At 72.0% G+C, this 25,845-nt stretch carries 24 protein-coding genes; 12 read left to right on the plus strand and 12 right to left on the minus strand.

Going from position 1 to position 25,845, the window contains the following annotated elements; translation table 11 throughout:
- Positions 1–106 precede the first annotated feature (106 nt).
- The 4 genes from QO011_RS33835 to QO011_RS33850 all read right to left on the minus strand — a co-directional run bounded on the left by QO011_RS33835 (position 107) and on the right by QO011_RS33850 (position 4,635).
- On the minus strand, positions 107–1,432 hold the full coding sequence (locus tag QO011_RS33835) for an NAD(P)H-dependent oxidoreductase (RefSeq protein WP_307282385.1): 1,326 nt from the start codon (positions 1,430–1,432) through the stop codon (positions 107–109).
- Between the two features lie 90 nt (positions 1,433–1,522).
- A complete protein-coding gene (locus QO011_RS33840; protein WP_307282386.1) occupies positions 1,523–2,773 on the minus strand; it encodes an NAD(P)/FAD-dependent oxidoreductase in 1,251 nt (416 codons plus the stop codon).
- 73 nt (positions 2,774–2,846) lie between these two features.
- Entirely contained in the window at positions 2,847–3,617 is a 771-nt protein-coding gene (locus QO011_RS33845) for a transporter substrate-binding domain-containing protein (protein WP_307282388.1), read from the minus strand.
- A gap of 16 nt (positions 3,618–3,633) precedes the next feature.
- Positions 3,634–4,635 (minus strand): alpha/beta hydrolase, encoded by a 1,002-nt coding sequence (locus tag QO011_RS33850; RefSeq protein ID WP_307282389.1) that lies wholly within the window; start codon positions 4,633–4,635, stop codon positions 3,634–3,636.
- Between the two features lie 140 nt (positions 4,636–4,775).
- Between QO011_RS33850 and QO011_RS33855 the strand changes: the two genes are divergently transcribed.
- Positions 4,776–5,030, plus strand: coding sequence for a type II toxin-antitoxin system Phd/YefM family antitoxin (locus QO011_RS33855; protein WP_307282390.1), 255 nt, complete (start codon positions 4,776–4,778; stop codon positions 5,028–5,030).
- Positions 5,020–5,454 (plus strand): hypothetical protein, encoded by a 435-nt coding sequence (locus QO011_RS33860; protein WP_307282391.1) that lies wholly within the window; start codon positions 5,020–5,022, stop codon positions 5,452–5,454. The genes QO011_RS33855 and QO011_RS33860 overlap by 11 nt, the downstream gene beginning before the upstream one ends.
- A gap of 8 nt (positions 5,455–5,462) precedes the next feature.
- Here the strand turns inward: QO011_RS33860 and QO011_RS33865 are convergent, their stop codons facing one another.
- Entirely contained in the window at positions 5,463–5,951 is a 489-nt protein-coding gene (locus tag QO011_RS33865; RefSeq protein WP_307282392.1) for a GNAT family N-acetyltransferase, read from the minus strand.
- Positions 5,952–6,142: 191 nt separating this feature from the next.
- Between QO011_RS33865 and QO011_RS33870 the strand changes: the two genes are divergently transcribed.
- The 4 genes from QO011_RS33870 (at position 6,143) to QO011_RS33885 (ending at position 10,907) form a co-directional block, all read left to right on the plus strand.
- Positions 6,143–7,081, plus strand: a complete 939-nt coding sequence (locus QO011_RS33870) for a LysR family transcriptional regulator (protein ID WP_307282394.1) — start codon at positions 6,143–6,145, stop codon at positions 7,079–7,081.
- A gap of 117 nt (positions 7,082–7,198) precedes the next feature.
- A complete protein-coding gene (locus tag QO011_RS33875) occupies positions 7,199–9,109 on the plus strand; it encodes a tetratricopeptide repeat protein (protein WP_307282397.1) in 1,911 nt (636 codons plus the stop codon).
- Between the two features lie 214 nt (positions 9,110–9,323).
- Positions 9,324–9,998 carry a DUF2076 domain-containing protein gene (locus tag QO011_RS33880; RefSeq protein ID WP_307282398.1) on the plus strand — a complete coding sequence of 225 codons (675 nt, stop codon included), beginning with the start codon at positions 9,324–9,326 and terminating at the stop codon, positions 9,996–9,998.
- A gap of 93 nt (positions 9,999–10,091) precedes the next feature.
- Positions 10,092–10,907: a restriction endonuclease gene (locus QO011_RS33885; protein WP_307282401.1), complete on the plus strand. Its 816-nt coding sequence runs from the start codon at positions 10,092–10,094 to the stop codon at positions 10,905–10,907.
- Between the two features lie 203 nt (positions 10,908–11,110).
- Here QO011_RS33885 and QO011_RS33890 read toward each other — a convergent pair whose 3' ends face one another.
- Entirely contained in the window at positions 11,111–11,839 is a 729-nt protein-coding gene (locus QO011_RS33890; RefSeq protein WP_307282402.1) for an SDR family oxidoreductase, read from the minus strand.
- A gap of 169 nt (positions 11,840–12,008) precedes the next feature.
- A complete protein-coding gene (locus QO011_RS33895) occupies positions 12,009–13,592 on the minus strand; it encodes an ABC-F family ATP-binding cassette domain-containing protein (RefSeq protein ID WP_307282404.1) in 1,584 nt (527 codons plus the stop codon).
- 323 nt (positions 13,593–13,915) lie between these two features.
- Here QO011_RS33895 and QO011_RS33900 point away from each other — a divergent pair, with 323 nt between their 5' ends.
- Positions 13,916–14,482 carry a helix-turn-helix domain-containing protein gene (locus tag QO011_RS33900; RefSeq protein ID WP_307282407.1) on the plus strand — a complete coding sequence of 189 codons (567 nt, stop codon included), beginning with the start codon at positions 13,916–13,918 and terminating at the stop codon, positions 14,480–14,482.
- Positions 14,483–14,554: 72 nt separating this feature from the next.
- Positions 14,555–16,099, plus strand: coding sequence for a YifB family Mg chelatase-like AAA ATPase (locus tag QO011_RS33905; protein WP_307282408.1), 1,545 nt, complete (start codon positions 14,555–14,557; stop codon positions 16,097–16,099).
- A gap of 31 nt (positions 16,100–16,130) precedes the next feature.
- Here the strand turns inward: QO011_RS33905 and QO011_RS33910 are convergent, their stop codons facing one another.
- On the minus strand, positions 16,131–16,769 hold the full coding sequence (locus QO011_RS33910; protein ID WP_307282409.1) for a macro domain-containing protein: 639 nt from the start codon (positions 16,767–16,769) through the stop codon (positions 16,131–16,133).
- Positions 16,770–16,963: 194 nt separating this feature from the next.
- Here QO011_RS33910 and QO011_RS33915 point away from each other — a divergent pair, with 194 nt between their 5' ends.
- Together QO011_RS33915 and olsB are read left to right on the plus strand one after the other, a co-directional pair.
- Positions 16,964–19,009, plus strand: a complete 2,046-nt coding sequence (locus tag QO011_RS33915; protein WP_307282410.1) for a response regulator — start codon at positions 16,964–16,966, stop codon at positions 19,007–19,009.
- A 152-nt stretch (positions 19,010–19,161) separates the two neighbouring features.
- On the plus strand, positions 19,162–20,112 hold the full coding sequence (gene olsB, locus QO011_RS33920; protein WP_307282412.1) for a l-ornithine N(alpha)-acyltransferase: 951 nt from the start codon (positions 19,162–19,164) through the stop codon (positions 20,110–20,112).
- A gap of 52 nt (positions 20,113–20,164) precedes the next feature.
- Here olsB and QO011_RS33925 read toward each other — a convergent pair whose 3' ends face one another.
- Positions 20,165–21,409 (minus strand): ABA4-like family protein, encoded by a 1,245-nt coding sequence (locus QO011_RS33925; RefSeq protein WP_307282414.1) that lies wholly within the window; start codon positions 21,407–21,409, stop codon positions 20,165–20,167.
- Between the two features lie 96 nt (positions 21,410–21,505).
- Between QO011_RS33925 and QO011_RS33930 the strand changes: the two genes are divergently transcribed.
- Positions 21,506–22,132: a TetR/AcrR family transcriptional regulator gene (locus QO011_RS33930; protein WP_307282416.1), complete on the plus strand. Its 627-nt coding sequence runs from the start codon at positions 21,506–21,508 to the stop codon at positions 22,130–22,132.
- Between the two features lie 16 nt (positions 22,133–22,148).
- Here the strand turns inward: QO011_RS33930 and QO011_RS33935 are convergent, their stop codons facing one another.
- The 3 genes from QO011_RS33935 to QO011_RS33945 form a co-directional block, all read right to left on the minus strand.
- Positions 22,149–22,739: a dihydrofolate reductase family protein gene (locus tag QO011_RS33935; protein ID WP_307282419.1), complete on the minus strand. Its 591-nt coding sequence runs from the start codon at positions 22,737–22,739 to the stop codon at positions 22,149–22,151.
- A 121-nt stretch (positions 22,740–22,860) separates the two neighbouring features.
- The gene (locus QO011_RS33940; protein ID WP_307282421.1) at positions 22,861–23,295 is read right to left on the minus strand and encodes a winged helix-turn-helix transcriptional regulator; all 435 of its coding nucleotides are present in this window, start codon (positions 23,293–23,295) and stop codon (positions 22,861–22,863) included.
- Between the two features lie 237 nt (positions 23,296–23,532).
- The gene (locus tag QO011_RS33945) at positions 23,533–24,417 is read right to left on the minus strand and encodes a LysR family transcriptional regulator (protein WP_307282422.1); all 885 of its coding nucleotides are present in this window, start codon (positions 24,415–24,417) and stop codon (positions 23,533–23,535) included.
- A gap of 210 nt (positions 24,418–24,627) precedes the next feature.
- Here QO011_RS33945 and ampC point away from each other — a divergent pair, with 210 nt between their 5' ends.
- Positions 24,628–25,818 carry a class C beta-lactamase gene (gene ampC, locus QO011_RS33950; RefSeq protein ID WP_307282423.1) on the plus strand — a complete coding sequence of 397 codons (1,191 nt, stop codon included), beginning with the start codon at positions 24,628–24,630 and terminating at the stop codon, positions 25,816–25,818.
- The last annotated feature ends 27 nt before the right edge of the window (positions 25,819–25,845 follow it).

Here is a 25,845-nt window from a genome sequence, read left to right on the forward strand (position 1 = left end):
TCCGAAGGGACGGGCCGGGATCAGCCGCGACGGCGCGTGACACGCCCGGCGACGCTGCGCCCGGGCGATCCGGGGCAAGGCCCCGCGAGCCCGCCGCAAGCGGACATCAGGCGGCGTCGGCCGGCAGGAAGCGCGCGTCGGCCTGGTCGAGCGCCCGGCGCAGCTTGACGATGGTCAGCGTCTCGTCCACGGCGCAGTTCTCGTGATTGAGCAGCTCACCCTTCTTCACCGGCCGCGTCACCCGCGCCTTCTCGGCGAGGCCGATCGGCACGGCGCGGGCCTTGCGGGCGTCGGCCCAGACCATCGACCAGCCGCGATAGTCGCGCTCGCCGATGCGGCCCAGCACCGTGCCGGGCGCGAGGTCGCGCTTGGCGACCGCGCCGGTCTCGGCCACGGGATGGTCGAGCGGCTGCATGTCGGCGCGGCCGTAGAGCACGGCGCGGGCGGCGCTCAGCGGCGTCTCCAGGCTGGTGAGGTGATAGGGCCGGTGCAGGGTGAAGAGCGGGCCCTTGCCGACATGCAGGTCGGTGAGGCGCTCCAGCACGCGCGGATGGGTCGGCTCGACCACGCAGAACACGCCGGGGGCGACGCCCTTGCCGATGGTGTAGTCGACCACGCCCTTGCGCGACAGCACGCCGCCCTCGCCCTGCAGGCGGAACACGTCCGCCAGCTCGTCCTTGGTGGCGCGCGGGCCGTGCATGCCGGGCCTGTCCGGGGTGAGGCCGGTGGCGTTGGCGAGAGCCACCATCTCCACCATGGTCTTGGTGCCGTCGACGAATTCCACCAGCATGCGCGGGTTCATGTCGCGGGCGCGGGCCTCGGCCTCGTAATCCTCCGGCACGGCGTCGAAGTTGAGGGCGTTGTTCTTGCCCTTGCCGGCGGCGACCACGGTGAGGCCGAGGGCGCGGGCGAAGGCGACCAGCTCCACCGCCGCGGCCGGCTCGTCGCCGGCGGCGCCGGTGTAGATCACACCCGCCTTGTCGGCCTGCGCCTTCAGGGACCGGCCGATGGTGATGTCCGCCTCGACGTTGAGCATCACCATGTGCTTGCCGTGGCGGATGGCGGCCAGCGCCACCTGGGCGCCGGATTCGGGATGGCCGGTGGCGTCGATCACCACCTCGATGCGGCCGGCGCCGGCGAGGGCGTCGAGATCGGTGGTGATGGCGATGCGCCCGGCCTCGATGGCCCGGTCGACGGCCGTGGCGCTCGAGGCCTCGACCAGGTCACCGCGGGCATGGCCGGCGGAGAGGGCGGCCTCGACGGCGTTCTGCGGCCGCGTCCTCACCGCCACGGCGCCGATGCGCAGGCCGTGCATCAGGGCGATCTGGACGATGAGGTCGGTGCCCATCTGGCCCGCGCCGACGAGGCCGACGACGATCGGGCCCCGGGCCCGGACACGCTCGGCGAGGTCGGCCGCGAAGGAGGGAAACATGCGGGGACTCCGGCAGGAAGCCCGACTCCCATAACCCCGGTCCGGCGCTTTGCCAAGCGAAATGGCCGTCCCGGCAGCCGCCGCGACCCCTCAGAACCGCGCCGGCGAGAACGGCGCGGCATCGACGAAGGGCGCCTCCCCGCTCATCATCTCCGCCAGCAGCCGGCCCGACGCCGGGCCGAGCGTGAAGCCCAGATGCTGGTGGCCGAAGGCGAACCACAGGTTGGCGTGGCGCGGCGCCGGGCCGATCACCGGGCGCGAATCCGGGAAGACCGGGCGCGCGCCCATCCACGGCTCCGGATCGACCCGCGCCCCCAGCGGGAACAGACCGCGGGCCAGCACCTCGGTCCGGGCGAGCTGGACCGGCGTCTTCGGCACATCGCGGCCGGCGAACTCGACCCCGGTGGTCAGGCGGATGCCGCGGCGCATCGGCGTGATGACATAGCCGCCGTCCTCGTCCAGCACCGGCCGCGTCAGCCCGGCATTGCCCTCCGGCCGGTAATGCATGTGGTAGCCGCGCTTGACGGCCAGCGGCATGCGGTAGCCGAGCAGGCGCAGCAGGTCCATCGACCAGGGCCCGAGCGCCACCACGGCGCTGCGGCCGCGGATCGGACCGGCCTCGCCCGCGACCGACCAGCCTTCGGCGCCCTGCGCGAGGGTGCGGGCGTCGCCGACGAGCACCTTGCCGCCGATTGCCTCGAGATGGGCGGCGTAGGCCTTGGTGACGCCGCCGGGGTCGGACACCGAATGCGGGTCGGACCAGAGCACGGCGCCGCGGAAGACCGGGGCGAGATTGGGCTCCAGCGCCAGGGCCTCGGCCACGGAGAGCTCGCGGACGTCGATGCCGAAGCCTTGCGCCAGCGGGAATTCGCGGCGTTCGCCCGCCAGGCTCGCCTCGCTGCGGTAGACCTTGAGCCAGCCGTTGTCGCGGAAGAAATGCTCGGCGCCGGCGCGGCGGGCGAGGGCGTAATGCTCCTCGACCGTGCTGGCCAGCAGCGGGTGCATGATCCTGGCCGTCTCCTCCAGCCGCTCGGGCGCGGAGGCGCGCCAATAGGCGAGCAGCCAGGGCGCCAGGGCCGGCAGCGCGCGCCAGTGGAAATGCGCCGCCGGGTTGCGGCCGAGCACCACCCGGGCGAGGGCCGGCAGGCTGCGCGGAAAGGCGACGGGGTAGAGCGAGGAGCGCTCGACCAGGCCGGCATTGCCGTGGGAGGTCTCCTCGCCCGGCGCGCGGCGGTCGACCAGGGCGACGGAGCGCCCGCGCAGGGCGAGATGCAGCGCCGCCGAGGTGCCGACCATGCCGCCGCCGAGGACGATGGTGTCGAAGGTCGTGGTGTCGCTCATGATGCGGGCCTCGTGGCGGCGTGCGGGGCGGGGCGGCCGGCCCAGCGCGAGCCGGCGCCCTTCGGCAACCGCCTCACTCGATGCTGAAGGGGAAATATTTGGCGGTGATGGCCTTGTAGGTGCCGTCCGCCTTGATCGCGCGCAGGGCCTGGTTCAGCCGCGTGCGCAGGCCGTCATCCTCCTTGCGCACGGCGATGCCTTCGCCGTCGGGGTTGACGTCGGGCAGCTCGACCCCGGCGAAGCGGCAGCAGCCGCCGGACTCCGCCCGCTGCAGCCAGCCATAGATGGTGAACTTGTCGGCGAGCAAGGCATGGATACGGCCCGCGGCGAGCGCCGCCTCGAGCTCGGCCTGGGTGTCGAACAGCCGCACACGGCTCGACTTGTAGCGCTGCTGCAGATAGGCGGCGGCGGTGGTGCCGGCCTGGGCGCCGAGCACCTTGCCGCGCAGCGCCGCCGGCGAGGCATCGCCGATGTCGTCGCCGGTGCGGATGGCGAAGGTGCCGGGCATGGCGGAATAGCGGTCGGTGAAGGCGACGAGACGCCGGCGCTCGGCGGTGATCGACATGTCGGCGGCGATGGCGTCGAACCGGCCGGCGAGCAGGCCGGGGATCAGGTCCTCCCATTTCACCTGGACATAGCTGCAGGTGACCTTCATCCGGTCGCACAGCGCCTGGGCGATGTCGATGTCGAAGCCGGCGAGCCGGCCGTCGGCGTCGACCGTGTTGAAGGGCGGGTTGCCGCCCTCGCTGGCGACGCGGATGCTGCTGCGGAGCTCCGAGCCGGCGCCGCCGGCCGCGAACAGCAGGGCAGGAAGAGCGGCGGCGATGGCGCGCAGCAGGCGCATGGGTCCCTCGGCTCGGTCAGGCAGGCTCGGGCAGGCGGCCTTCGTGCGCCAGGGCACGGATGGCGGCGAGGATGGCGGCGAAGCCCGCGCCGGCCGGCGCGCTGGCGTGGCGGGCCCGGATATAGGCATGGCCGAGCGCCGGCTCCCGGCGCAGCAGCGCCGGCACGCCGGCGGCGCGCAGGCGCCCGGCGAACATCACGGCATCGTCGTGCAGCGGATCATGTCCCGCGGCGGTGAGGAAGGTCGGCGGCAGGCCGGCGACGTCGCGGGCCCGGAGCGGCACGGCGCGCGCGTCGCGCCAGGCGAAGCGCTCGGGCAGGCCGAGAAAGGCCGCGAGGTAGCGCTGCATCTCCGTCCGGGAGAGCGAGGCCTCGGCATGCCTGACATAGGAGGGCGTGTCGGTATCGGCCCCGAGGATGGGATAGGCCAGCGCCAGGCCGGCGAGCTGCGGCAGGCCCTGGTCCTTGAGGTGGATGGCGAGGCCGGCGCTGATCTCGCCGCCGGCGCTGTCGCCGGCCGCGACCAGCCGGGCGGCGTCGACGCCATGGCCTGCGCCCTCGGCCAGCAACCAGTCCCGGGCCGCCAGCGCATCGGCGATCTGGGCGGGATGGGGATGCTCGGGCGCGAGGCGGTAGTCGACCGCCACGACGGCGACGTCGGCGCCGGCGGCAATCTCGGCGCAGATGTCGTCATGGGTCTCCAGGCTGCCGAGGATCCAGCCGCCGCCGTGGAAATACAGCACGCCGGGACGCCGGCCCGCGCCGGCCGGGCGATAGACCCGCAGCGCCAGCGCGCCGCCGGCGCCGGCAATCGTCACATCCGCGACGGCGAGCCCCGCTGGCCGCGGCGCCCGGAAGCGGCGGCAGACCTCCTCCCAGGCGGCGCGCCGGCGCGGCAGCGGCCAGTCCGCCGCGCCGGGCGGCATGGCGGCGGCGACTGCGGCGCCAAAGGCGGTCATGCCGGGATCGAGCGGCAGGAGGTCGTCGGGTTCGGGCGGGATCTGGGGAACTGCGGACATGACCGGCACGGGTTGTGAACGGCCAGCCTATAGGGCGGGCCGCGCTCCTGAAAAGCCCGTCGCGACGTGATGTTCGCAGCTTGTGTGGATTCATCGTCCGGATAATATGGATATTATGGACGGACCGCTGGACTGACATCATGAAGAGCTTCACGACCGCCGATCTCAACAAGCAAGTCGGAGCCGTGACCGACGCCGCTCGCAAGGAGCCCGTGATCATCACGCATCATCGGCGGCCGAAATTCGTGCTCATGTCGATCGAGGCCTTCGATGAGCTGCATCGGGAGCGCGGCGATCTGCGTCGGAGTTTCACGCTCGAAGCCATGCCGGAGGACGTCCGAAACGGACTCCTGGCCTTGGCCGATAGCTATGAGGAAGACCGGGATGGGGAATGACCAGCCCGTCACGGGACTTGTTGTGCGCTATCATTACCTCTGGGCGCGCGAGCAAGAGCGGGGCGAGGAGACCGGGCGCAAGGCAAGGCCAGCCTGCGTCGTCGTTCCCTTGGGAACGCGGCCCGGTGCTGTCGTACTCTTTCCCGTCACGACGCAACCGCCGACCGCCGGACGCCTTGCGATCGAGATTCCTGAAACTGAGCGGCGACGACTCTCCCTGCGAGGCGACGGCCCGAACTGGATCATTCTCGATGAGGCGAACGGCGACGTCATGCCCGGCTCCTACCACCTCGAGCCCGTTAGTCGTCTTCCTATGGAACTTGCCTACGGTAGACTGAGCCAGGCCTTCATGCGTGTCGTCCTGCGCACCGTTGCGACGGCCCTGCGCAATCGGTCCATGCGGATAGTCGCTCGCGAGCCATAGTTCTGGCCTCACAGCATCTTCTGCATGAACACGAGGTCGAGCCAGCGGCCGAACTTCTGGCCGACCTCGGGCATGCGCGCGGTCTCGACGAAGCCGAAGCGCGCATGCAGCGCCAGGGAGGGCGCGTTGGCGGCGTCGATGCCGCCCAGCATCACGTGCTTGCCGAGCCCGCGCGCCTCCTCGATCAGGGCGCCGAGCAGGGCCCGGCCGTGGCCGCGCCCGCGGGCCGACGCCGCGACATAGACGGAATGCTCGACCGTGTGGCGGTAGCCCTCGAAGGCGCGCCAGTCGCCGAAGCTGGCATAGCCTTCGGCCCCGGCGCCCGTGTCGGCCACCAGCACGGGATAGCCCTGGCCGGTGCGGGTCGCGAACCAGGCCTGCCGGTTGGCGAGGTCGACCGGCGACCAGTTCCAGATCGCCGTCGTGCTGGCGACCGCGTCGTTGTAGATCGCCAGGATCGCCGGCAGGTCGGCCGTCGTGGCCGGACGCACGCTCATCGCCGCGCCTCCCGGTCCCGGAGCCGCCGCGGGCCCGTTTCGTTCGCCCGATCCATTGCCGGGAACAATCGATCCATCACCATACTCTATGCCAGCTCGCCTTGTGCCCCAATCATTTCCATTTACGATCAGACACCAAAGAGAATGTCCGAAAAATAGACGTTTTTCGATTCGAAGCATCAGCCATTCCAATGGACGCCGACCAGCTCCGGACCTTCGACCGCGTGGTGCGCGAGGGCTCGTTCACCAAGGCCGCCGCCGCGCTGAACGTGACGCAGGGCACGGTGTCGATGCGCATCGCCGCGCTGGAGCAGCGCCTGGGCGGACCGCTCTTCAGCCGCGGGCGGCGCATCGAGCTCACCGAGCGCGGCCAGGGCTTCCTGCCCTATGCCCGCCGCGCCCTGGCGCAGATGATGGAGGGCATCGAGGCGGCACGGGTGGCGGACCGCGGCGAACGCGGGCTGCTCTGCCTGGCGACGCTGCGCTCCCATGCCGAGACCGTGGTCGGCCAGGCGCTCGGCCGCTTCCTCAAGCGCTTCCCGGGCGTCGAGGTGAAGGTGCGCGAAGGCCATCACCACGACACGATCGAGATGCTGCACGACCGGGCGGTCGACATCGCCATCACCGGCTGGCCGAATCTCGACCCGCTGCTCGACGATCCCGCCCCGGCGCTGATCCTGCGCGAGGACCTGGTGGTGGTGGCCGCCCCGGCGCTGGTCGGTGAGCGCCGCCGCTTCACCGCGGCGGAGATCGGCGCCCTCGGCGAGGTGGCGATCGTGCAGCGCTGGTGGCAGGTGATGCCCGATGCGATCGACATGCTGGTGCCGCGCGACCGCCCGGCCTACGACCTGCCGATGCAGCTCGCCCTGCCGCTGGTGCGCGAGGGACGCGCCGCCGCCAATTTCCCCCGCCACTCCATCGCAGCGGAGCTGGAGGCGGGACGCCTGGTGGCGCTCGATGTGTCGGACATGCCGCCGATCCGGCGCGACAGCGCCCTGGTGGCGCTGAAGCCCGAGACGTGGTCGACCCCGATCGCCGCCAATTTCGCCCGCGAGCTGGCCGCCGCCGCCCGCGAGCTGGGGCTCGGCGTCAAGGCGACCGGCAGCATCCGGCTGATGGAAGCGGCCTGAGAGCCGTCCGTCCGGTGCCGGAACGCACGGCCGCGGCGGCGCTGCAGGGTTAGGCTCACACGAGAAGAGCCGCAAACCGGTCGAGGGCGACCCGGGCGGCTCTGCCGGGGATGTCCGATGACCAGGACCGCGTCATTGCTCTTGGGTACGGCGCTGATGCTCGGAGCGGGCCTCGGCCTGCCGACCGCGGCGCCGGCCGCCGGCGCCGCCGACCAGGCCGTGCAGGCTTGCTCTGCGGCCGACCCCGCCGCCGCCATCGCCGGCTGCACCCGCGCCCTGGCCCAGGGCGCCGGCCGCACGGCGCGGGAGCGCGCGCAGCTCTACCGCCTGCTCGGCCGCGCCTATGGCCTCAAGGGCGACCAGGCCAATGCCCTGGCCAATCTCGGCGAGGCCATCCGCCTCGATCCTGCCGCCGCGGCGAGCTATGACGAGCGCGGCCGCGTCCACGATGCCAGGGGCGAGAGCGCCCTGGCGCTGCAGGATTTCAGCGAGGCGATTCGCCGCGACCCGGCCAACCTGCCCTATTACCAGGACCGCGGCACGGTCCGTCTCGCCGGTGGCGACTATGACGGCGCGATCGCCGATTTCGACCGGGCGGCCCGCGACCCCGCCGCGGGCGAGGATCTCTACCGCAACCGCGGCATCGCCTATTCCCGCAAGAACGCCTTCGACCGGGCCATCGCCGATTTCGACCAGGCGATCCGCCTGGCGCCGCAATCGGCGCCGGCCTTCGTCAGCCGCGGGCGCGCCTATTGGGCCAAGGCCGACTATGACAGCGCCCTGCGGGATTTCGACCAGGCGATCCGGCTCGATCCCGCCTCGGCCCCCGCCTATCAGAGCCGCGGCATCGTCCAGCAGGCCCGCGGCGACCTCGACCGCGCCCTGGCCGATTTCGACGCGGCCATCAAGCTCGATCCGCGCTTCGCCCTCGCCTATCACTCGCGGGCCATCATCCATGCGCTGCGCAAGGAGTACGCCCGCGCGATTCCCGACTACGACGCGGCCCTGCGCCTCGACCCGAACGACCCGGTCGCCCTCAACAACCGCGCCGAGGCGCTGCGCCTCGGCGGCGACCCGGCGCGGGCCATCGCCGACTACACGGCGGCCATCCGGCTCGAGCCGAAATCGGCCGTCGCCTATAACGGCCGGGCGATCGCGCGGCTGGACCAGAAGGACCTTGCCGGCGCGGACGCCGATTTCCGCGCCGCCCTCGCCGCCGACCCGGCGCCCGACGGCTTCACCGAAGGCCTCGCCGCGGCCAAGGCCTCGCTGCAGGCCGCCCTCGCCCAGGGCGCGACGCCGGTCGCCCTCGCCGGCGGCCAGCGCCGGGTGGCGCTGGTGATCGGCAACGCCGCCTATCCCACCGCGCCGCTGGCCAACCCGCTCAACGATTCCACCGACGTCGCGGCCAAGCTGAAGAGCCTCGGCTTCGACGTGGTCTCCGGCGCCGACCTGACGCTGAGCGGCTTCGCCGCGACCATGGACAGCTTCACCAGGAAGGCTGCCGGCGCCGACGTGGCGCTGGTCTATTATTCCGGCCACGCCATGCAGGTGGAGGGCGAGAACTGGCTGATGCCGGTCGACGCGCGCGCCAGCAGCATCTTCGACGTCAAGACCTCGACCGTGTCGCTGCAGAGCCTGGTCGGCGAGGTGGAATCGCGGGCCAAGACCACGCTGATCTTCCTCGACGCCTGCCGCAACAACCCGATCGCCGATTCGCTCGCCGCCCGGCTGAAGGTCGAGAATCGCGCCTTCACGACGACGCGCGGCCTCGCCCGGCTGCAGGCCGCCTCGCCCGACACGCTGGTGGTGTTCGCCACCCAGCCCGGCGAGGTCGCCGCCGACGGCACCGGGCGCAACAGCCCCTTCACCGAGGCCTTCCTGGAGAACGTGGCGACGCCGGGCGTCGAGGTCGAGACGCTGATGAAGCGCGTCAGCGCCGCGGTCGAGGCCAAGACCAGCCAGAAGCAGGAGCCCGAGCGCCTGTCGCGGCTGAAGAGCGAGTTCTATTTCGTGCCGGCGCCTTGATGCAATCGGCCCCGGTCTCCGGCCGGCGCCGGGTGGCCGACGCTCAGGCGCCGCGCGGGCTCGACCAGGGGCCGACGGGTCCACCGCATCGACCCCTGGCATGACGGCGCGGGTGCGTCGAATCAGCCGCAATTCCGGCCGCTTCTTGCGTCATGCCTCCCCTGCCCTACATCGAGGGACAGCCAGGCCCGATCAAGGCCAGGGAGACGGAGCCATGACCCCGAACGAGAAATCCCTCATCGAGGATCTGTTCAACCGCATCCGCGCGACACAGCTGCCGCAGCGGGACGCGGAAGCCGACCAGCTCATCGCCGCGGAGATGGCCAAGACGCCGGCCGCCGCCTATGTGCTGGCCCAGACCGTGCTGGTGCAGGACCAGGCGCTGCGCGAGGCGCACGAGCGCATCAAGGCGGCCGAGGCCGCGGCGCAACAGGCCCAGCAGCCCCAAGCCCAGCCCCAGAGCCAGGGCTCCTTCCTCGACCGCTTCGGCGGCGGGGGCGCGAGCCAGGGCGCCGTGCCGCGCACCGGCCCGGCCGATGCGCCCACGGCCCAGGCCGGGGGCGGAGGCGGAGGCTTCATGCGCGGCGCGCTGACGACGGCGGCCGGCGTCGCGGGCGGGGCGCTGCTGTTCGAGGGCGTGCGCTCGCTCTTCGGCGGCGGGGGCGGCCTGCTCGGCGGCGGCGGCCTGTTCGGCGGCGGCAATGCCGGCGGCTCCTTCCTCGGCGGCCCCTGGGGCGGCCAGCCGGAGACCGTGGTCAACGAGACCATCATCAACGAGAATCCGGGCGACAACGATGCCGGGCCGGACCTTGCCAGCTACGACGACACCGATTCCGACGGCGACTGGTCCGACGACGGCTCGGACGACAGCGGCGACAGCTACGCCTGACCCGGACGGGAACAGCTTGGCAAGATTTGCCGGCTAGAACGGTTCGGAGGCCGTCCCTGCCCTCGGACGGAGTGTTGCGTTTGAGTCGTCGGGATGCGGGCCCTCTCCAAGCTGGCGATCGTCATCGTCGTCGCGATGAACCTGGCGGGCCTGCATGCGGTCACCGGCTGGGCGGCGGCGCTTGCCGCCCTGTCCCTGGCGGGCCTGCTGATCCTCGCCCGCATGGGCGTCCTGCCGCTCGGCGGGCCGCGGCAGGCCTGGCTGAAGGAGATGCTGCGCCATCGCGCCGCCCTGACCAAGCGCTTCCGCCAGGTGGTGCGCGTCAACGCCTATGGCTATGAGGACCTCGGCAAGTGGCACGAGGAGCTCGGGCGCTTCCGCCGCTCGGTCGGCCTGACGCTCGAGCCGAAGCGGCAGGCCGCCTTCGAGAAGCTGGCGACGCGGACGGTGCGCGCCTGGGCGGCCGCCGCCGACACGCAGCCCCTGGCCGACGACATCCATGCCATGACGCCGGAGGACTACGAGCACCGCTGCGCCGAGATCCTGCGCCGCGCCGGCTGGGACGCCGAGGTCACCGGCCAGTCCGGCGACCAGGGCGTCGACGTGGTGGCCGCGCGCGGCGGGCTCACCGTCGCCGTCCAGTGCAAGCTGCATTTCTCCGGCCCGGTCGGCAACAAGGCGGTGCAGGAGGTGCATGCCGCCGCCGGCTTCATCGAGGCGGCCCATGCCGTGGTGGTCAGCAACGGCGACTATACCCGCTCGGCCGAGCACCTGGCGCAGAAGCTCGGTGTGCTGCTGCTGCACCATTCCGAGCTTGCCGGGCTGGAGGCCCTGCTGGCGCGGCCGGGCCGGGCGCAGCCCGAGCGCCGGCGCGACGAGACGCTGTCGCTGAGCGTCGGCGGAGAGTAGGGCTCAGCAGGTGTCTGAAGATAAAAGCGCCGCGCTTTCCGCCGTCATGGCCGGGCTCGTCCCGGCCATCCACGCGAACGCGACGGCCAGCCAGACCCGGCGCGACGTCGGCCGGCGCCTTGTCGCCACCTGCCGGTGGTCGCGTGGATGGCCGGATCAAGTCCGGCCATGACGGACCGCCTCACTTGTGTCCGGACGACGCCTCAGAGGTCCTGCGCCTGCGGCAGCATGACGAGGTCGCGGATGGTGACGTTGGCCGGGCGCGTCAGCATGAACACGGCGGCCTCGGCCACGTCCTCCGAGCGCAGCCCCTCGCGGGCCGCGGCCTTGCGCTCGATCTCGGCCGGATCGTCGAGGCCCCAGAGCTCGTTCAGCACCATGCCCGGCGCCAGCGAGCCGACGCGGACATTGTGGGCGAGCACCTGGCGGCGCACGCCGTGGACGAAGGCCTGCACCGCGTGCTTGGTGGCGCTGTAGATCGGCTCCCAATGGATGGCCTGGTGGCCGGAGATCGAGCTCGTCACCAGGACGTCGCCGCTCCCCCGCGCGATCATGTGCGGCAGCACTGCCCTGACGGCACGAAAGACGCTGGAGACGTTGGTGGCGATCATCCGATCCCACGCGTCCGGGTCGCCCTCGGCCGCCTCGCCCGCGATGTAGATGCCGGCATTGGCGAACAGCACGTCGACCGCGCCGAAATGGCCGATGGCCCGCTCGATCAGGCCGTCGACCTCGGCCGGCACGGTCATGTCGGCAGCCACGACCAGCGGCTCGCCGCCGACGGCGGCCGCGACCTCCGCCAGGCGCTCGCGCGAGCGGGCGCTGAGGACGAGGCGCATGCCCTCCCGGGCGAAGGCGAGCGCCGTAGCCCGGCCGATTCCCGAGCTCGCGCCGGTGACGACGGCGACCTTGCCGGACAATGAGACGGCCATGACGAAGTCCTCCCTGGGTTGTTGCCGGCATGATGCGGGAAAGCAGGCGGTGGTCAATCGGCCCGCCATCGATGTGGGGGTACGCTCTCTCCGGCCTGCCGGAGGCGTGAGTTCCCGCGCCTCCACCGGGGACGGCGTCCTCCGCCCGCGCGCCCGAGGCTCGCGACGATCAACGGGATGCCGGGAGTGCGATGCGTCGCCGGACGCCGATCGCGTCCAGGAAAGCCTCGTCGTGGCTCACGGCGATGAAGGCTCCATCGAAGTCCGCAAGGGCGTTTTCCAGCACCTCGATCGACGCAAGGTCCAGGTGGTTGGTCGGCTCGTCCAGCAGCAGGAGCTCGGGCGGGTGGCCGGCGAAGGCGCAGGCCAGGCCGGCGCGCATGCGCTCGCCGCCGCTGAGCGTCCCGGCGACCTGCAGCGCCGCCTGGTTGCGGAAGGCGAAGCGAGCCAGCGTCGCCCTGGACTCATGGACGGACACTCCCGGATTCAGGCGGCGCAGATTGTCGAGAATCGTCGCCGCCGGGTCCAGCATCGCGACATGCTGGTCAAGGACGGCGATGCGGCCGGTCAAGCGGCGAACCTGGCCCGATGCGGGCAGCAGTTCGCCGGTGACGAGACGCAGCAACGTGGTCTTGCCGGAGCCGTTCGCGCCGCGGAGAGCAATCCGTTCCGGGCCGTGCACCTCGAAGGACAGAGGCCCGAACAGGCGCCGGCCGTCTTGGGCGACCACGACATCGCGGAGAGACAGCAAGTGCCGCCCGGCCGGCAGATCCGACTTCGGCAGATCGATCGCGAGGGGAGTGAGCACCTCGAGGCGAGCCCGAGCGGTCTCCAGCGCCTGCGCCCGGTCAGCCAGCACGCGGTCGGCCAGATGGCTGCCGCGCGCGGCGCTGTGCTCCGCGCGTTCGGCCTGGGCATCGCTCAGGATCTTCGGAGCGTCGCCCCTGGCCCGCTTGGCGCGCCCCGAACTGTCGCGGCGGTCCTGCCGCTCCCTCGCCTTCTGCACATCGCGCGCCGTGCGCTTCAGGGCCTGCCCGGCCCTGTCGACCTCGGCCTCGACGCGGGCGTTGGCGGCATCGCGCGCTTCGGCGAAGCCGGCCCAGGAGCCGCCGAACACCGTGACCCCGACCGGGGAAAGCGCGACGATCCGGTCCACCCCACCGAGCACGGCGCGGTCATGGCTGGCGACGATGATCCCGCCCCTCCAACCCTCCATGAGCCGATGCAGGATCATCCGTCCCTCGGCATCGAGATTGTTGGTCGGCTCGTCCAGCAGCAGAATGTCCGGCGCCTGGATCGACAGGCGGGCGATGGCGATCCGCGTGCGCTCGCCGCCGCTGAGAGAAGCGATGGTCCTGTCGAGAGGCAGGGTCGGCAGGCCGCTCTCGGTCAACGCCGCCTCCACCCGCGAGGGCACGCTCCAGTCGGCCTCGGCGGCATCGTCGAGGGAGCCGACGCCGTCTTCGAGACGGCGCAGGCGCGCGAAGGCGCCGGCGACGCCCAACGCATCGGCGACGGTCAGGGAGTCGTCGGCCGCCTGTACGAGCATTCCGACCGAGCCCGCCCGCCACACCGTGCCGGCCGCCGGCTCGATCTCGCCCGCGATCAGACGCAGCAGGGTGGACTTTCCGCTGCCGTTGCGGCCGACGAGACCCAGCCGTTCCCGGCCGAGAGCGAGCGTCAGGCCGTCGAACAGCGGTTGGCCGTCAGGGGTGACGAGGGCGACGGACTCCAGCGTGAGCAGGGCGGTCATGGACGGTTCTCGAAAGGGACGGGATGCGCAAAGCGATCGGCTCGGCGATGTCCATTTCGGCCTCCATGACGGCGTGTCGACGTGGGCTACCTAGAAGCTCGCGGGGGTGAGCGCAAGGGGGTGGCCGCGATGGCGCCGAGCGCCGACGCTTCATCTCGCCGATGCCGAAGCGGGCCATCGAATTGTATGGAGCGTCATCGGAACCCCGAACCGCGCCGTCCGGGCTCGGCCGCCCGTCCGGACATGGAAGAGGTCCGGCTCCCGCGCTGGCGGCCAGTCGACATGCCTTGACATTGTTCTATTTATCATAGAACAATGTTCGTATGACAGGCGACGAGCTGAAGGCGATCCTCGATGCCGCCGGGCTGTCCCAGGCGGATTTCGCCCGGCTGCTCGGCGTGACCTCGCGGGCGGTGAATCTGTGGATGGTCGGCGACCGCGCGATCCCCGGACCTGCCGAGGCCTATCTGCGGCTCCTCGGCGCCTTGCCGCCGAACCTGCGCCAGGCGGAGCTGGCGCGCCTGCGGGAAAGGAAGCCTCCCATGCGCGAAGGCATGTATGGAATCGAGTTCCAATCAGGATCGGGAGCCGGGATCGGCGTCCTCGTCCTGGAGAACGGCCGCGCCTATGGCGTGGATGCCGGCGGCGTGAAATATGACGGCGGCTATGTCTATGACGACAAGACGGGGTTCGCCGAGCTGTCGCTGAAGCTGACCTTCGCCCCGAACACGCCGGCCGTGTTCGGGATCCGCCATCCCTATGAATGGGCGATCGACGTCAGCACCAGGCTCGACCCGCGTCAGGAGCGGGGACGCCTGCGCCTCGCGACGCCGATCGGGCCGACCGTCGACGTCCAGTACCGCTATCTCCGCTCGCTGCCCGACGCCTGATCCGCGGGGCGGCGGCCATCTTGGCCTCCCGCCGCCTTTGCCGCTATCGTGCCCCGGGGTTGAGGGACAGGCATGGTTGCGCGCGTGGCGACGGTGGCGTTCGAGGGCATCGAGGCGCGCCATGTGGACGTGCAGGTGCAGATCAGCCACGGCTCGGTCGTGTTCACCCTGGTCGGCCTGCCCGACAAGGCCGTGTCGGAGGCGCGCGAGCGGGTGCGGGCGGCGCTGGTCGCCTCCGGGCTCGCCCTGCCGGCCAAGCGCATCACCGTCAACCTCGCTCCCGCCGACCTGCCGAAGGAAGGCAGCCATTTCGACCTGCCGATCGCCCTCGGGGTGATGGCGGCGATGGGCGCGATCCCGCCGGACGCGCTCGAGGGCTATTGCGTGCTGGGCGAGCTCGCGCTCGACGGCACCATCACGGCCGTGTCCGGCGCGCTGCCGGCGGCGGTGGCGGCAAACGGGCGCGGCCTCGGCCTGATCTGCCCGGCGGCCTGCGGCTCGGAGGCGGCCTGGGCCGCCGCCGACATGGCCGTGCTGGCGCCGCGCTCGCTGATCCAGCTCGCCAACCATTTCAAGGGCACGCAGATCCTGTCGCGGCCGCAGCCGCGGGTGGCGGCCCCGGCCGGCGCCCTGCCCGACCTCGCCGACATCAAGGGCCAGGAGACCGCCAAGCGCGCTCTCGAAGTGGCGGCGGCCGGCGGCCACAATCTGCTGATGGTCGGCCCGCCGGGCTCGGGCAAGTCGATGCTGGCGAGCCGGCTGCCCTCCATCCTGCCGCCGCTCGGCCCGCGCGAGCTCCTGGACGTGTCGATGATCCATTCGGTCGCCGGGGCGATCGCCGGCGGCGCGCTGACCGACCGGCGGCCGTTCCGCGCCCCGCACCATTCGGCCTCGATGGCGGCGCTGGTCGGCGGCGGCCTGCACGCCAGGCCGGGCGAGGTGTCGCTCGCCCATCACGGCGTGCTGTTCCTCGACGAATTGCCGGAGTTCCAGCCGCAGGCGCTGGACGCCCTGCGCCAGCCGCTGGAATCCGGCCGGGCGGTGATCGCCCGCGCCAATGCGCGCGTCGCCTATCCCGCCCGGGTGCAGCTCATCGCGGCGATGAACCCGTGCCGCTGCGGCAAGGCCGACGAGCCCGGCTATGCCTGCCGGCGCGGCCCGGTGGAGCGCTGCGCCGCCGACTACCAGGCGCGCATCTCCGGCCCGCTGCTCGACCGCATCGACCTCGTGATCGAGGTGCCGGCGGTCTCGGCCGCCGACCTGATCCTGCCGCCGCCGGCGGAGGGCTCGGCCGAGGTCGCCGTCCGTGTCGCAGCGGCGCGGGCGCTCGCCGGGGCCCGCTACGCCGCGCTCGGCCTGCCGGAAGCCTCGACCAATGCGGATGTGCCGCCGGCGATCATCGAAGAGGTGGCACGGCCGAAAGGACCGGCGCTGGCGATCCTGCGCGAGGCGGCCGAGGCGATGCGCCTCTCGGCCCGCGGCTTCCACCGGGTGCTGCGCGTCGCCCGCACCCTCGCCGACCTCGACGGGGAGGAAGCCGTCGGACGCATCCACGTCGCCGAGGCGTTGAGCTACCGGGCGCGGACGGACCGGCAGGCGGGGATGGCGCGGGCGTAGATCGCCCGCAACGCGGCGGACATGCCGGTCATCACCGTTGCAGCCGCGTCGGCTTGTCCGTGTACAGAAGCTGGTGGCGTTCGCTCGCCTCGGCCCAGGATGTCGGGAGCCTCGGCGGGCCGTGGCGGTGCTCCTCCAGGGCGATGCGGACCTGCCGGGCGGCGATCTCGGCCGGCACCCGCCCGACGCCTGTCCCCATCCCGGGGAAAGCGACGATCCCGAGATGGTCCGCCAGCCTCTGCCCGGCCAGAGGTCCATCCGGAAACACACCGCGCCGGACCAGAAGCAGGACCGCGCGGGTGGCGAGATAGGGGTTGATCGTCTGGGCGCCGAGCGCCATCGGCACGCGCATGGTGGGCGCAGCGATCAGGTAGGGCGTCTGCGGATCGGATGTCTCCACGATATCGGCGGTGCCGACGAGCAGTTCGCCGTCGTGACGCATCAGAATCGCGCGCCGCAGCCGATCCTGAACCGCCCGCCCGAAGCGCTCGACATAGAGGGCATCGATGCCGCCATCCATGAAGCCGAAGCTGTTCGCCGGGCTGACGACGGCATCGCAGCGGACGTCGAAGATCGAGCCGCGATGCACGCTCACGCCGTCGAGATGGCCGCAATGCTCGACCCAGGCCTCCGCCAGCCTGGCATCGGGCGCGGTCAGAACGAACCTCACGGCGAGACTCTCCTTGGGACGCTCGCCCCTGGATAGCATGTGCACGCCTCGCCGGCCGAGCGCGCCGTGAAGGCCTGCTCGGCCGGTTCGACGCACTGCCCGCCGCAAGCCTTTCGCAACATCTCGGGCCTAGCCTCGTTTGTCACGGCAGGAGCGCCCGGCGATGCCCGGGCTCGCGCGAGGACAGGACGACGATGCCGGTCGATGCGGAATCCCTGGCGCTCATCGTCATGACGGCCATCACGGCCGTGGCGGCCGGCGCGGCGGTGGTGCTGGTCCGCGACGCCCTGCGCAGCCGCCGGCGCGTCGCCGCGCTGCAGGCCGAAGTCGAGCGGCAGGGCGACCTGATCTGGGACCTGCGCGAGGCGGAGGAGCGGGCGCGCAGCCTGCTGGACGGCCAGGGCGACCTGATCGTCCGGCGCAGCGGCCAGGGCGCCATCACCTATGCCAACGACGCCTTCTGCGCCCTCGCCGGCCGGCCGCGCGAGGAGCTGACCGGCACGCTGTTCGACTTTGCCAAGGATGCCCCGGCCACCCGCGAGACGCGCGAGGGCGGCGTGACCCGCCGGGTCGAGGCGATCCGCACCGCCGGCGGCATGCGCTGGATCGAGTGGCAGGACATGGCGGTGCGCGGCGCCGTGCGCGGCCAGCCGGAGCTGCAGAGCGTCGGGCGCGACGTCACCGCCCACCGCGAGGCCGGGCGCGCCGCGGCCCAGGCCCGCGACGCGGCCGAGGCGGCGAACCGGGCCAAGTCGCAGTTCCTCGCCACCGTCACCCACGAGATCCGCACGCCGATGGGCGGCATCCTCGGCATGGCCGACCTCTTGATCGACACGCGCCTCACGCCGGACCAGGCGACCTATGCCCGGGCGATCAAGAGCTCCGGCGAAGCGCTGTTGTCGCTGATCGACGAGATCCTCGATTTCTCCAAGATCGAGGCCGGGCGCCTCGACCTCGACGAGAAGCCGTTCATCCTCGCGTCGCTGATCGAGGACGCGGCGGAGCTGCTGGCCCCCCGCGCGCACGCCAAGGGCATCGAGATCGCCGCCGCCGTCGCCGCCGACCTGCCGATGCGGGTGCGGGGCGATGCCGGCCGGCTGAAGCAGGTGCTGCTCAACCTCGCCGGCAACGCCATCAAGTTCACCGAGGCCGGCGGCGTGATCGTGCGTGCCGTGCGGCAGGGCGGGGATGTCGCCTTCAGCGTCGAGGATACCGGCATCGGCATCGCGCCGGAGAAGCTCGGCGTGATCTTCCGCGAATTCGAGCAGGCCGAATCCGGCTCGACCCGGCGCTTCGGCGGCACGGGCCTGGGCCTGGCCATCTCCCAGCGCCTGGTCGAGCGCATGGGCGGGCGCATCGGCGTGGAGAGCCGGCCCGGCGCCGGCTCGACCTTCCGCTTCGCCCTGGCGCTGCCGCCAGCCGACGGCGAGATCGCGGCGGGCGCGGCGGCAGGCGGGCGGCGGGTCCTGGTCGCCAGCCCCTCGCCGATCGTCGGGCCGGCGCTCACGGCCATGCTGGCCGGGTCCGGCTTCCCCGTCACGGTGGCGACCGATGCCGCCCGGGCGGCGGAGCTCGTCGCGGCCGAGCCCTTCGGCACGGTGCTGGCCGACCGCAGCTTCGGCCTGGAGGCGACCGCCGCGCTCGCCGCCCGGGGCCTCGCCGCCGGCCGGCGGGTGGTGGCGCTGGTGACGCCCGCCGAGCGCCCCGACCTCGCCCGCCTCACCGCAGCCGGCGCCGCGGGCTATCTGATCAAGCCGGTGCGCGCCGCCTCGCTGCTGGCGCAGGTCGCCGGGCGGATGCCGGCGCTGCCGGCCAACGACGATGCCGAGCCGGCGCCGACGCGCCCGCTCGCGGGCCTCACCGTGCTGCTGGCGGAGGACAACGAGGTCAATGCCCTGGTCGCCCGCACGGTGCTGGCCAAGCTCGGCGCCGAGGTGGTGTGGGCCACCGACGGCCGCGAGGCGGTGGCGGCCCATGCCCGCCGCCGCTTCGACGCGGTGCTGATGGACATGCACATGCCCGGCCTCGACGGGCCGGGCGCCGCCCGCGCCATCCGCGCCGCCGAGGCGGCGCAGGGCCTGGCGCGCATACCGATCCACGCCCTGACCGCCAACATGCGCCAGGAGGACCGGGACGCCTGCCGCGCCGCCGGCATGGACGATTTCCTGGTCAAGCCCTTCGACAGCGACGACCTGGTGGCCCTGCTCCGGCCGCAGCCGCCGCCGGCCCGGTCGGCCTGAACGGCACGGCCCGGGCCGACCGTCAGGCGGCAAAGCATATCGGCATCGTCATAAAAGCGTCGGCAGGTTATGGTGGAATCGTCATGGAGGCGATCCAGTGCGATGCATCGCGTCGACGGACGCCAAGGGGGCCTGGTGAGATGACGACGAGCATGCCGAGGGCGTTCCTCGGAAAGATGGACCCGCGCGCCTGGGCGGGCGTGATCGCCGGCTCCCTGAACGGCAACGTCATTCCCTTCGCGCCCGGCCGGCTGAAGCCGGCGATGCGCCAGCGCCGGGCCGAAAATGCCGGGCTGCCGCAGACGCTCGGGCGCATCGGCGCCCTGGAGGTCCGCCTCGCCCGCACCGCCAAGGAGGTGAAGAAGGCCCAGCGCCTGCGCTTCCAGGTGTTCTACGAGGAGATGTCGGCGATCCCCGACGCGGTCTCGATGTTCTCGCGCCGCGACCGCGACACCTATGACGCGATCTGCGACCATCTCCTGGTGCTCGATCACAGCGTGCCGCCGCCGCCCTTCGGCAAGGCCAAACCCAAGGTGGTCGGCACGTATCGCCTGCTGCGCCAGAGCGTCGCCGAGGCCCATGGCGGCTTCTACACCGCCTCGGAATTCGAGATCGAGCCGCTCGTCGCCGCCCATCCCGGCAAGCGCTTCCTGGAGCTCGGCCGCTCCTGCGTGCTGGCGCCCTACCGCAACAAGCGCACGGTCGAATTGCTCTGGCACGGCATCTGGGCCTATGTGCAGCACCATGCCGTCGACGTGATGATCGGCTGCGCCAGCCTGGAAGGCACCGATCCGAGCCGCCTGGCCATGCCGCTGGCCTTCCTGCACCACCACGCCGCGGCGAGCGGCGAATGGGCGGCGCGGGCCCTGCCCGGGCGCCATGTCGCCATGGACCGCATGGCCAAGTCGGCCATCGACCCCAAGGCGGCGCTGCACGCCCTGCCGCCGCTCCTGAAGGGCTATCTGCGCCTCGGGGCCTCGATCGGCGACGGCGCCGTGGTCGACCGGCAGTTCGGCACCACCGACGTGCTGGTGATCCTGCCGGTGGAGAATATAGCCGGCAAATATATTGGCTATTTCGGCTCCGACCGCAAGGCCGCCTGACCCGGGCGGCGGCGCGAGGCGGCTTCGCCGGACCGGGCTTGTCTTAGCCGGCTCAGAGCAGCGGCCGGCCGGCCATGGCCTCGACGAAAGCGGCGATGGTCAGCCCGGCATAGAGGGCGGCGAAGCCGAGCACGGCGGGCCGTGCCCGGGCCGGCAGGAGCGCGGCGGCCAGGGCGCCGGCGAGCGGGATCGCCTGCTGGGCATGGATGCCGAGGAAATGCGCCACGCGCAGGTCGCCGGCGCTGCGCAGCCAGCCGAAGACCGGCACGCCGGCATCCCCCGCCAGCGGCGCGCCGACAGCGTGGCCGGCGCCGGCCGACATCACCATGCCCTCGATCCCGCCGAGCACGAAGGTCAGCGCCAGGCCGAGGATGACCGCCAGCCGATAGGCCGGATCGGCCGGCGGCGCATCCCGGCGGGCGATGCCCCAGGCGAGCAGCGGCGCGGTCAGGGTCAGCGTCACCGCGCCGAGGCCCATCAGCGCGTAGCCGATCGCCGCCGCCGGCGTGGCCGTGTTGAAATGCGAGGCCTCGCCGCGCGAGGCCCGCCAGACGATATAGGCGATCTCGAAGGCGGCGGGCACGACGAAGGCCCAGACCACCGCGCGCCCGGCGAGCGAGCGGCGGAAGGCATCGCTCGCCATCGGCATGAACCAGGCCAGGCTGAAGGCGAACAGCGCCAGGGAAGCCTCGAACTTCAGCGGCTTCGTCCAGACGTTCACGCCGGCGAGGGTGCGCTCGTCCAGGACATGGGCGATGCCGGTCGGCAGCAGGGCGGCGAGGAAGAGCAGGCCCGCGGCGACCAGGACCGGCTCGCGGCCGGCGAAGGCGAACCAGAGACGGCCGAGCCCATGGCGCCGGGCGGTCCCGGCCTGCGGCCAGACGTCGGCGAGGCGCCAGGCGCGGCGCAGCGCCAGGAAGCCGAGATAGCCGATCGGCCCGAACAGGAAGGTGAGGACGAGCAGCGGCACCAGGGCAGGGTGAGGCAGGCCGGCGCGCTCGCCCTCGCGCAGGATCCAGGCGCCGACGAAGAGGTCGAAGGCGAGATAATGGAACCAGCCGGCGACGAGCAGGGCGTCGGAGCCGAACAGGGCCCGGACCTCGGCGATCGAGCCGAAGCCGCCGGCCGTCCGGCTCCACCACACGCCGATCAGCACGAGATAGGCGAGGGAGAGCAGGGCGGGCACCGCGACCCCCGCCACGGCCTGCGCCAGGCCGCGCCAGCGCGGCAGCAGCACCAGCAGGGCCCAGGAGAGCATCGCCGCCATGTTGCCGATCCCGAACGACTGCTCCAGCATCGCCGCCTCCATCTGAACGGTGTTCAGTTGCCGCGCCTTGTATGAGCCGCTATCTAATCATTGTCAAGATAATCTGATCACTGTTCGGATGGCGACATGGACGACACGGAGCGGGCGGCAGCGGGCGGTCGCGCCTATCATCACGGCGACCTGCGCCATGTCCTGATCGAGACCGCCGAGCAGCTGCTGACCGAGCGCGGCGTCGAGGGTTTCTCGCTGCGGGAATGCGCCCGGCGGGCGGGGGTGTCGCCGGCGGCGCCGGCCCACCATTTCGGCAATGTCACCGGCCTGCTCACCGCCATCGCCACGCTCGGCTTCGAGGGCCTGTGCCGGGCGATGGAGGACGCGGCCGCCGCCGGCGCAACGCCCACGGCGCGGCTGCGGGGGCTCGGGCGCGGCTATATCCGCTATGCCCTCGAGCACCCTGCCCGCTTCCGGGTGATGTTCGGGCGCTTTCCCCTCGAGCGCGGCGACCCCGCCCTGGCGCAGGCCGGCCAGCGCGCCTTCGGCCTGCTCGCCACGGCGAACGAGGCCCTGCCCGGCCGGGGCGGCGACGCCTCTTCCCTGGTGCTCGCCTGGTCGGCGGTGCACGGCTTCGCCACGCTGGCGCTCGACGGACAGATGCCGTTCGTCGACGGGCAGCCCGACCGGGCGGCGGCGATCGACCGCCTCGCCGACGGGATGCTCAGCCTGATCGGCCGCGCGCTGGGCCGAGACAGCTGAGCGCCCGCCGGGGCACCTATGCCCCGGCCGCCAGCGGAGCGTAGCGGCTCACCACGATGCCGCATGCATAGGGTCGCGCGTCGAGAAGGCGCATCCGCAGCGGGCCCGGGATCAGCGGGATGCCCGCGCCGAGGGCGGTCGGATTGACGTAGAGCTGCAGCTCGTCGACCAGGCCCGCCTGCAGCAGGGCGCGGCCGAAGCCCGCCCCGCCGAAGCAGATGAGGTCGCCGCCCGGCCGGCCCTTGACTGCCGCCACGCCCGCGGCCAGCGGCCCCGCGACGAGCTCCGTGCGCTCCCAGCGCGAGCGGTCGAGCGTGCGGCTGGCGAGGATCTTGTCGAGCCCGACGATCCGCCCGGCAAAGGCGTAAGCGGGATCGGCAGGATGGCTCCTGGCCGCGTTGCCCCAATGGGTGAGATAACCCTCCTCGGCCATGGGCCGGCTGAGCAGGATGGTATCGACCCGCTCGAAGGTCGCGTTGAAGGCGGCCTTGAGCGCGTCGTCCCAGGCCCAGTGCGGCCCCCAGTCCCAGACCGTCCAGTCGAAGGCCCCGCGAGCGCCGACGAAGCCGTCGATCGAGGATTGCATCTGCAGGATGAGCCGCCGCATGGAACGTCCTCCGGTTCGGAGGCCCGGGCCGCCCGGCCAATCGCCTCCGCTGCTTGTGAATTGCAAGTGAACTATTGCCGATAAACTTGCAAAAAGCAAGCTGTCGACACGGGCGGCTGCCTCAGGCCGCGGTCTCGGAAGGGTCGAGGTGCTTGCGGCGCAGCTCGTCCATCATCGCAGCCCAGCGGCGCGGGCCGCCGGCGAACAGCCGCCGCGCCTGCTCGGCCTCGCGTTCCGAGGCGGGCAGCCAGCTCTGGCCCCAGTCGCCGAGATGGACGAGGGCGGGGAGCAGGCGGATGCCCGGCTCGGTGAGGCTGTAGATCGGCCGCTGCCGCTGCTCCGGATTGGGCGCCCGCCGCAGCAGGCCGGCGTCGACGAGCTTCTTCAGGCGATCGGCGAGGATATTGGTGGCGATGCCCTCGTCGCTGGCCAGCAGCTCGTTGTAGGTGCGCCGGCCCGCAAAGATGACGTCCCGCAGGATCAGCAGGCTCCAGCGGTCGCCGAGCACCTCCAGCGCGAGATTGATGGGGCAGCCGGACCGTTCGCTCCTGCTCATTCCCGATCCCCCGGCCCACCCTGGCCCCTGCCGTTCGCAGGCGTGACGAACAGCTTGCAAATAACAAGCTATGGCGGGTGCCGTGCCGGGTCAAGGGCGGGTTGAGGAGGCGCCTCCCGGCCGGCGGGGCGCAGCGCTCGAGCGTTTCGCGATTTGGCGGCATCGCCAAGCATCGCAAAGACGCATCGAAACAAGGAGCCGGAGCAAAGCGGCGTTTCCGTCCAAACGCGCTTTGCTCTACCGGTCCCCTGCTCCGGCGGCCGCGACCTGCCAGTCGCGGAAGGCGGCCATGGCCGGGGTGACCGGGCGTGACTGCAGGCGCGTCAGCCAATAGCTGCCGAGCGTGACGACCATGTCGAAGGGCTGCCGGATCGCCTCCGCCTGCAGGTGCCGGGCGAACATCGAGGGCGGCGCCAGGGCGATGCCGGCCCCCTGCAGCGCCGCCTCCATCATGGCGAGGGAGGAATCGAACACGATGCTCTTCGGCGGACTCACGCCAGACGGCACGCCGGCGGCCGCGAACCAGCGCGGCCATTCGTCCGCCCGGTAGGAGCGCAGCAGCGTGTGCCCGAGGAGGTCGGCCGGGGCCGCGAGCCGCGCGGCGATGTCGGGCAGGCACAGGGGCGACAACGGCGCGTCCAGGAGCCGGACGGCCTCGACCCCGTGCCAGGCGCCCGTGCCGAAGCGGACGGCATAGTCGAGGCCCTCGGCGGCGATGTCGACGCGGTTGTTGTTGGTCGACAGGCGCAGGTCGATGAAGGGATGCCGGGCCTGGAAGTCGCCGAGGCGCGGCAGCAGCCAGCCGACCGCGAAGGTGCCGACCGCCCCAACCCGGAGCACCTCGCGATAGCGCCCGCCCTCGAAGCGCTCCAGCGTGCCGGCGATGCGGTCGAAGGAGTCGCGCAAGGCGGGCAGCAGCACCTCCCCTTCCTGCGTCAACATCAGGCCGCGAGGCAGCCGCTCGAACAGGGTGACGTTGAGGTGCTGCTCCAGGCTCTTGACCTGGTGGCTGACCGCGGCCTGCGTGACGCACAATTCGATCGCCGCCCGGGTGAAGCTGAGATGCCGGGCCGAGGCCTCGAAGGCACGCAGCGCGTTCAGCGGCAGATGCGGACGGACCATGCGGACACCCAAATTTTTCTCATGGCGAGCGCAAACTATCGTCGTTTGCAGCCGGCGTATAGGCCGCGTACATCCACCGAACAGGCCTCGACCATGCCCGGCGTCGCCCCGCGGCATCAAGTCCACGTCAGGGATTCGGACAGTCGCGACGACCGGACGCGCCAGGACTCGCATGCCCCCTGGGCCGCATGACCTCGATGCAGGGAGACCATGACTGCCGTGATCAAGAGATCCATCCTCCGAATCGGGATTGCTGCTGCGGTTTCTCTCGTCTGCAGCGCCGGCGTCCTCGCAGCTGACGGGCAAGATCCCGCGCAGCTCGGGCCGATCGTCGATCAGGTGATCCGCCCTCTCATGGCGGCGAACAAGATCCCGGGCATGGCCGTCGCCGTCACGCTCGGCGGGCGGCACGCCGTCTTCACCTACGGCCTCGCCTCCCGCGAGAGCGGCGAGAAGGTCCGTGACGACACGCTGTTCGAGATCGGCTCGGTCAGCAAGACCTTCACCGCCGCCCTCGGCGGCCTGGCGCAGGCGCGCGGCGCCCTGTCGCTCGCCGACACCGCGAGCCGATACCTGCCGGCCCTCGCCGGCAGCAGCTTCGACCGCATCAGCCTGCTCGACCTCGCCACCTACACCGCGGGCGGCCTGCCCCTGCAGTTTCCCGACGCGGTGCGCGGCGAGGATGGGATCATCGCCTATTTCAAGGCCTGGCGCCCGGCCTACCCCGCCGGCACGCAGCGGCTCTACTCGAACCCGAGCATCGGCCTGTTCGGCGATCTGGCGGCCCGGAGCATGGGCGGGAGCTTCGAGGACCTGATGGAAAAGCAGCTCTTCCCGGCGCTGGGCCTCGCCTCCACCTTCATCCGGGTTCCCCAGGATCAGATGGGCCGCTATGCCTTCGGCTACACCGGGGCCGGCAAGCCGGTCCGGGTGGGCCCGGGCGCCCTCGCCTCGCAGGCCTATGGCGTGAAGACCACGGCCGGCGATCTCATCCGCTTCGTGGAAGCCAACATGGACGGCACCGGGCTGGACGACACGCTGCGGCGCGGGCTCGCGGCAACCCACACCGGATATTTCAAGGTCGGCCCCATGACCCAGGGCCTGGGCTGGGAGATGTATGCCTATCCCACCACCCTGGACCGCCTGCTCGCCGGCAACTCCGCCGAGATGGCTCGCCAGCCGCACGCAGTGGCGAAGCTCGATCCGCCGGCCGCGCCGCGGACCGACATGCTAATCAACAAGACCGGCTCGACCAACGGCTTCGGCACCTATGTCGCCTTCGTGCCGGAACGGCGCCTCGGCATCGTCCTGCTGGCCAACCGGAACTATCCGATTCCCGCCCGGGTCGAGGCCGCCTACCGGATCCTGACCGCGCTGGACAAAGAGGCCAAGGCCGACTGAGCCCAGGCGCGGCGGGCCGATGCCCCC

This window comes from Labrys wisconsinensis, from assembly GCF_030814995.1.
GTDB lineage: Bacteria > Pseudomonadota > Alphaproteobacteria > Rhizobiales > Labraceae > Labrys > Labrys wisconsinensis.